Source organism: Acidimicrobiia bacterium (genome assembly GCA_035471805.1).
Lineage (GTDB): Bacteria > Actinomycetota > Acidimicrobiia > Spongiisociales > JAHEDJ01 > JAHEDJ01.
Genome location: DATIPS010000031.1, coordinates 111,129 through 117,475 on the forward strand (window position 1 = coordinate 111,129; position 6,347 = coordinate 117,475).

Annotated in this window: 6 protein-coding genes; 4 read left to right on the plus strand and 2 right to left on the minus strand. The window is 64.1% G+C overall.

Annotated elements, in window-relative coordinates:
* Positions 1 to 26 precede the first annotated feature (26 nt).
* Positions 27 to 863: an NAD(P)-dependent oxidoreductase gene (locus VLT15_07425; protein HSR45044.1), complete on the minus strand. Its 837-nt coding sequence runs from the start codon at positions 861 to 863 to the stop codon at positions 27 to 29.
* Positions 864 to 964: 101 nt separating this feature from the next.
* Here VLT15_07425 and VLT15_07430 point away from each other — a divergent pair, with 101 nt between their 5' ends.
* The 4 genes from VLT15_07430 (at position 965) to VLT15_07445 (ending at position 3,796) form a co-directional block, all read left to right on the plus strand.
* Complete coding sequence (locus VLT15_07430; protein ID HSR45045.1) at positions 965 to 1,579, plus strand: VOC family protein; 615 nt, start codon at positions 965 to 967, stop codon at positions 1,577 to 1,579.
* Positions 1,580 to 1,750: 171 nt separating this feature from the next.
* Positions 1,751 to 2,776 carry a sigma-70 family RNA polymerase sigma factor gene (locus VLT15_07435; GenBank protein ID HSR45046.1) on the plus strand — a complete coding sequence of 342 codons (1,026 nt, stop codon included), beginning with the start codon at positions 1,751 to 1,753 and terminating at the stop codon, positions 2,774 to 2,776.
* A gap of 200 nt (positions 2,777 to 2,976) precedes the next feature.
* Positions 2,977 to 3,366, plus strand: coding sequence for a CBS domain-containing protein (locus VLT15_07440; GenBank protein ID HSR45047.1), 390 nt, complete (start codon positions 2,977 to 2,979; stop codon positions 3,364 to 3,366).
* A 52-nt stretch (positions 3,367 to 3,418) separates the two neighbouring features.
* Positions 3,419 to 3,796, plus strand: coding sequence for a CBS domain-containing protein (locus tag VLT15_07445; protein ID HSR45048.1), 378 nt, complete (start codon positions 3,419 to 3,421; stop codon positions 3,794 to 3,796).
* A 51-nt stretch (positions 3,797 to 3,847) separates the two neighbouring features.
* Here the strand turns inward: VLT15_07445 and VLT15_07450 are convergent, their stop codons facing one another.
* Positions 3,848 to 6,232 carry a DUF87 domain-containing protein gene (locus VLT15_07450; GenBank protein HSR45049.1) on the minus strand — a complete coding sequence of 795 codons (2,385 nt, stop codon included), beginning with the start codon at positions 6,230 to 6,232 and terminating at the stop codon, positions 3,848 to 3,850.
* Positions 6,233 to 6,347: the final 115 nt, after the last annotated feature.

The window sequence follows — 6,347 nt, forward strand, 5'->3', positions numbered from 1 at the left end:
CGTGGATTTGTGTTTCCGGCTGAGTCCTAGCCGAGCTGTTCGCGCCAGGCGTAGCGAGGCTCGTAGCCCAGCAATGCCCGTGCTTTGGCGATCGACAAAAGGGTTTCGGATCCCTCGACCGGCCGGGTAACGGGAACGTTCGGGAAGACTTGCTCCATCAGTTCCATGCTCGGGCGAACCATGCACGTATCTGCTGCCGCGATCAGGAAGTTGTCCGCCGAGTCGAGTTCCGACTCGAGTGCGAGCCGAGCTGCCTGAGCGACGTCGCGCGCGTCGACGTACCCCCAGAGGTTCCAGCTGCGGATAGTCGGGTCGTCCTGCCACCCCTGGAACCGTTGGTAATCATGCGGCTCCATGATGTTCGAGATTCGAAGTCCCAGGTAGGGGATTCCGTGCCACCGGTTGAACTGGCCGGCAATGACCTCCCCCGCCAGTTTGGAGAGGGCGTAATGGAACTCGGGCAGTCGCGGGTGCTGTTCATCGATCGGGGCGTACTCCGGGTCGCGTCGTTTGAACGGGATGCCGATCAGAGTCTCCGACGAAGCCCAGACGACCTTTTCCAATCCGAGCGTTGCTGCTGCCGAAAAGACGTTGTACGTGCTCATCAAGTTGATGCGGAAGGTCTCGCCGTCGGGTAGTACGTTCGGTGCGGGAACAGCCGCGAGGTGGACAACGGCGTCCACGGCAGACAGGACCTCGATCGTCTGTCCGAGATCCGTCAGGTCGGCGATCAGCGCCGGTTCGTCCGGATCCCGCGACGCGGCGATGTCGATGTCGATCACGTCGTATCCGTGTTCACGCAGTTCGGCGACGCAGGCGCGTCCGGCTTTGCCACTTCCACCGGTCACGGCGATCTTCCGCACTTCTGCTCTCTTCCTCTGGATATGTCGACTCTACGGCGTCGTTCGCCCCGGTGAGCCTCGATCCGAGCCGGGCCGCTGCCGGGCGGCGTAGCATCGGGACCATGTTGCGATTCGATCATGCGATCTTGACGGTCGCCGACCTCGATGGCGCCGCGCAACGGTTGCTCGATGAGCACGGGCTCGACTCGGTGCCCGGTGGTCGTCACGCCGGCCACGGCACTGCGAATCGACTTGTTCCACTCGGTCACGACTACGTCGAGCTGGTGGCGGTGGTGGACCCGACCGAGGCGGCGGAGAGCCCGTTCGGTCGGTGGGTCGGGATGCACGCCGTCGGTGACCGTCCGGCCGGAATCTGCCTCCGCACGACCGACATCGTCGGCCTCGGTCGACGCCTCGACCTGGCGCCGGTGCGGATGTCGAGGGTGCGACCGGATGGAGTCGAACTCAGCTGGCGGCTCCTTGGGCTGGAGGTGGCACTTGGTGCGGGCCTGCCGTTCTTCATCGAATGGGACGTGCATCCGGGGGATTATCCGGGGAGATCGGGCGCAGCTCACCTCGTCAATCCCCGGGGGATTTCTTGGGTCGAGCTCGGCGGAGACGCCGAGCGTCTCGACGGCTGGCTGGGTGCGCACGACCTGGATCTGAGGATCGTCGACGGATCTCCCGGCGTGCATCGGGTTGGGATCGATACCGACGCCGGCGTAGTCGTCCTCTGACCGACTTGCACCGCTCATCCTGCCGTACCGTATGGGAATTGGTGGATGACCAGGGGAAATGCTGAACTCGATCGATCGGAGAGCCCTCAAAGAAAGGGGGTTCACAAGACGGGCGATGTATGTCATAGTGCAGCCTGATAGCGGTCAGAGTCACACAACACTCGCCGCCCGATGGAGGACACCCCCAACATGCCCCCTGCCGAAAAGACGCGTCCAGCGCGAACAAAAGCAGCAGATGCTCGAGCCAAGCGCGAGCGTGACCGTGCAAGCAAACTGACGGATGAACGAGGACGGCTCACCACCGATCTCGTCAGCCAGTATCTCACCGCAATTGGCGAATACGACCTGCTCACGGCCGAGCAGGAAGTCGAGCTGGCGCAGCGGATCGAAACCGGCGAAGACGCGTCCGTCAAGCTCGAGAACAAAGAGTTCAAAGGTAAGAAGGAAGAGCTCGAACTCCGCCGCAAGTCCCGCAAGGGCAAAGAGGCAAAAGATGCCTTCCTCACTGCCAACCTCCGCCTGGTGGTGGCCAATGCCCGCCGGTATGCCAACACGTCCGGAATCGACTTCCTCGATCTGATCCAGGAAGGCAATCTTGGTCTCATCCGTGCAGTCGAGAAGTTCGACTGGCGAAAGGGCTTCAAGTTCTCCACGTACGCCACCTGGTGGATCAGGCAGGCGATAACGCGGGCCATCGCCGACAAGTCCAGGACCGTTCGTATCCCCGTGCATCTGCACGACACGCTGGCGGCCGTGCGCGCCGCTCAGGCCAGCCTGAAGGCCGAGCTGGGCCGTGACCCCAAGCCAGAAGAGATCGCCGAAGAGGCGGGCGTGACCGTCGACAAGGTCGAGCTGGCCCTCGGCGTCGCCGACACGGTCTCGCTCGAACAGCCGGTCGGTGAGGACGGCGCGCAGCTCGGCGACTTCATCGAAGACGAGGATGCCGCTGATCCTGTGCAAATCACCGAAGAGATGGACGTCGCCAACAGCCTGCGACGCTCGATCGAGCGGCTCCCCGACCGGGAGGGTCGCATTCTCGCTCTCCGGTACGGCTTCTACGATGGAGTCCCCCGGACGCTCGAAGAGATCGGTGAGGAGTTCAATCTCACCCGGGAGCGGATCCGTCAGCTCGAGAAGCTGGCACTGTGCCGTCTTCGCCATCCTTCGTTCGGAATCCGCGAACAGGATCTCGTCTAGTCGCGAGTCGCGAGTTACTCGTGGCGAGTCTCAGCATCAAAGAGGAGCGGGTCACCGGCCCGCTCCTCTTCTCTTGGACGTGACGCCTCTCCCGGGGAGATGGATAGCCTGATCGACGCGTGAGGCGCCCCCTCAATCGGCCGACCGGCGGTACCGGGGTTCTAGTTCATCGCTAGCCTCAGTGGAGAAGGAGGCGCGCTGTGAAACTGGCAGATCTCATCTCGACCCCGCCGGAGATGTGCGGGTCCGACATCACGATGGCCCAAGCTGCAGCGGAGATGGTGTCCGCGGGTGTCGGGTCGATGGGCGTCATCGACGAAGGCAAGTTCGCCGGCATAGTCACCGAACGCGATGTCCTCGAAGCGGTTGCCAAGGGGCTCGACGTCGATTCAGAGCCGGTCCGTTGTTGCATGACGCGCAGCCCGGATGTCTTCTCCCCAGACACCGATGTCTATCAGGCGGCCGAGTACCTGCTGGAGACCGGCTATCGGCATCTACCGGTGGTCGAGGACGAACTTGTGGGCATTCTGAGCATCCGCGACGTGTTGGTCGGTATCGTCGACCCCGGCCGGATTGTCGAGCCGCGATGAAGACGGAACCTTCCGCGCCATCTAGGGTGGCCGGTGAGAGGGAGGTCGTGCTGTGAAACTCCACGGACTCGTTGGTGGTCGCGCCGAAGTGTGCGGCCCGGAAACAACCTTGCGGGACGCGGCGGAAGCGATGCTCGACGCGGGCGTCGGGTCCATCGCGGTCATCGACGGCCCCCGGCTCACCGGAATCCTGACCGAGCGGGACCTGCTGCGCGCAACCGCCGACGGAGCGAACCCGGACGACGAACTCGTGCGCGACTGGATGACGGTCGACCCCGACGTGACTTCGCCGGAGAGCGAGGTCCGGGATGCCGCCAAATGGATGCTCGAGATCGGCTATCGCCATCTTCCGGTCATGGAAGACAACGAGCTCCTGGGAATCGTCTCGATCAAGGACCTGCTCTGGGTGCTGCTGTCCGACAAAGAGTGACCGGCTGAGGGCGATCTCTCCGCCGGCGCTCCCGTCGAGGTCTACTCGCGATCAGTCACCGACCGGGATCCACACCACCGCGACCTCGTCGACGACGATGTCGGTCTTCTCCAGGCCGATCTCGACCGTCTCGAGCCTTCCGGCGGAGACATCCCATTTGTCGGTGATCTCCAGAACGTCGTTGGTCAGTTCGTCTTCGATGGCTTCGAGTTCCGAGTACTTGTCTCCCATCGTCTGCTCCGCAGTGCGCAGGCGTTCCTGGGTCCTTGCCGTCTCCGAACGGCGCCGGGCGGCGCGGCTGATGCCGCCTGAGCGGCCCCGGCCTCCCAGGAAGACCGAAAGCAGATCCCCGGCGCCCGAGAGCAACTCGCTCTGACGGCGACCCTGAACATCGGACTCGAGTTCGCGCACCCGCCGTTCGGCCGTCAGCAGCTGGTCCTTGACCCGCTTTATCCTGGTTTCATACCGGTCCTTCAGCTTGGCGATCGCCGCGTCGGCAGCATCCTCTCCGGCGGCACGACACCGTTCGGCGAAAGACTCGCGTGTTTCCCCGACACGGGAGTAGAGCTTCAGCTCCGGGTTCTTGAATACTTCGACGCTGCGGTTCCGCAGCAGGTAGTTCTTCAAGTCGGCTGAAACGGAAGTGAAGTACGAGGCTTTGTCGAGCGACGCGTTCGGAAGGATGTAGGTTGCATCCTCAGGCCCTTCCGCACGAAAATCCCGCTCGTCGTAGTCGACCGCGGTGGCCGTCGACGGGTCGAACCGGTCGCTCAGCGGGAAGAAGATCGCCTCCCACTCCTCGTCGTGGTTCACATCGGCGTACTGGTCGTCGTAGGTGAGGTGCACTCTGGCGACGATCCCCGCTTCGTAGCGTTGAGAGGTCGGTGTGGCGCCGATCTCTCCGGCCCAGGGAGCGGCCGGATCCAGGTGGTAGACGGGGATCCGCGGCGCAACCTCCGGCGTGAGGACGGTTTCGTCCTCGGTGATGGGGGCGGCGGCGGGCTCCCCCGACGGTGCGGCTGCAGGCGGTTCGTATTCCGGAGCGTCCTTCATCAGGCCGGCGACCTGGTCCCGGGTGAGAGGTCCCGCCAGATACGACATTGCCCAGCGGGTCGTGAAGACCAACGGCACAGCGGCCCGGGTGCTGTGCAGGACGAACTCCCTCTTGCCCAGATCCGAGATCAACTTGTCGAACAGGGGCACATCTACCGCACCCGATGCCGACTTGAGGCCCTCGACGATGCGGGCCTTGTCCCGCTCGGTCTGCAGGCGGCCGATCATCCACGTGCCGGCATTCGACATCGCCTTGTAGTCGAGGTCCACCGGATTCTGGGTGGACAGGAGCATGCCGACACCGTGCGCCCTGGCTTGTTTGAGGATCGTGAGGATCGGCTTCTTGGAGGGCGGTTCGGCCGTCGGGGGAGCGAACCCGAACACCTCGTCCATGTAGATCATCGCCCGCAGGTCGGACGTTCCGGCCTGGGTGCGCATCCAGGTGACGACCTTCGATAGCAGCAGGGTCACTACGAACTGTCGCTCGGTCTCCGACAGGTGGGCGAGGTAGAGGACCGAGGCCTTCGGGCGACCGTCGGTCTCATGGAGCAGCGATTGCACGTCGAGCGGTGGGCCCTCGAGCCAGGAGGCGAAGGAAGGTGAGGCAACGAGGCCGTTGAGACGCATGGCGAGCTTGGTCCGTTCCTTCTTGGGGAAGAAGGTGTCGAGGTCGAATACCCCGAGTTTGCGGAGCGGCGGCTCCTGCACCTGGCCGATCAGTGTCGCCAGGTCGAGGCTCCGTCCCTCCCTCCACGCCTTCTCGATGATGTTGGCCAGCAGGATGTGCTCGGGGCTGGCGATCGGATCGGCCTGGATCCCCGCCAGCACGAGCAGGCTCGAGACGAAACCTTCGATCTCGTCGCGGCCGGTCTCGGCGTCGATGTCCCAGTCGATGGTCGGGGCGGCGAGGGAACCGACGATGTTGAGTGGTATCCCGGCGGTCGAACCGGGCGTGTAGATCGAGAAGCCCGCCCCTGCACCGAGCGCCAGCATCCGGTCGGCGCCGATTTCCCAGCCGGCCAGGCCGTTCTTCCATAGATTGGCGGTGTCGGTTGCCAGCTCGTCGGGGGTGATCTCTTTGCGGCGGGCCTCCCCCTCGTCGATCCACGGGCGGAAATCCGACGGCCGGAACTGCGGGAAGTTGAGCAGCAGGTTGCCCATGTCCCCCTTGGGGTCGATGATCAGCGCCGGGATTCCAGAGAGAAGCGCCTCTTCGAGCGTCACGATGCCGAGGCCGGTCTTGCCCGATCCTGTCATTCCGACGATGACGCCGTGCGTCGTCAGATGGTGGGATTCGTAAAGAACCTGATTGCCGTCCCGCTCGCCCGTGCTGGGATCGAGCGTGCCCCCCAGAAACAGCTCGCCTCTGCCCACTTCGACCACTCCGGCTCCTCGCTCGTTGTGTCGGGATTGTATCCGGACGCGGAGAGGCGGCCCATCGGGCCGCCTCATTCGCGCTCACGTGCCGGAGGGTTATGGAGTCGGGACGGCGAGAATC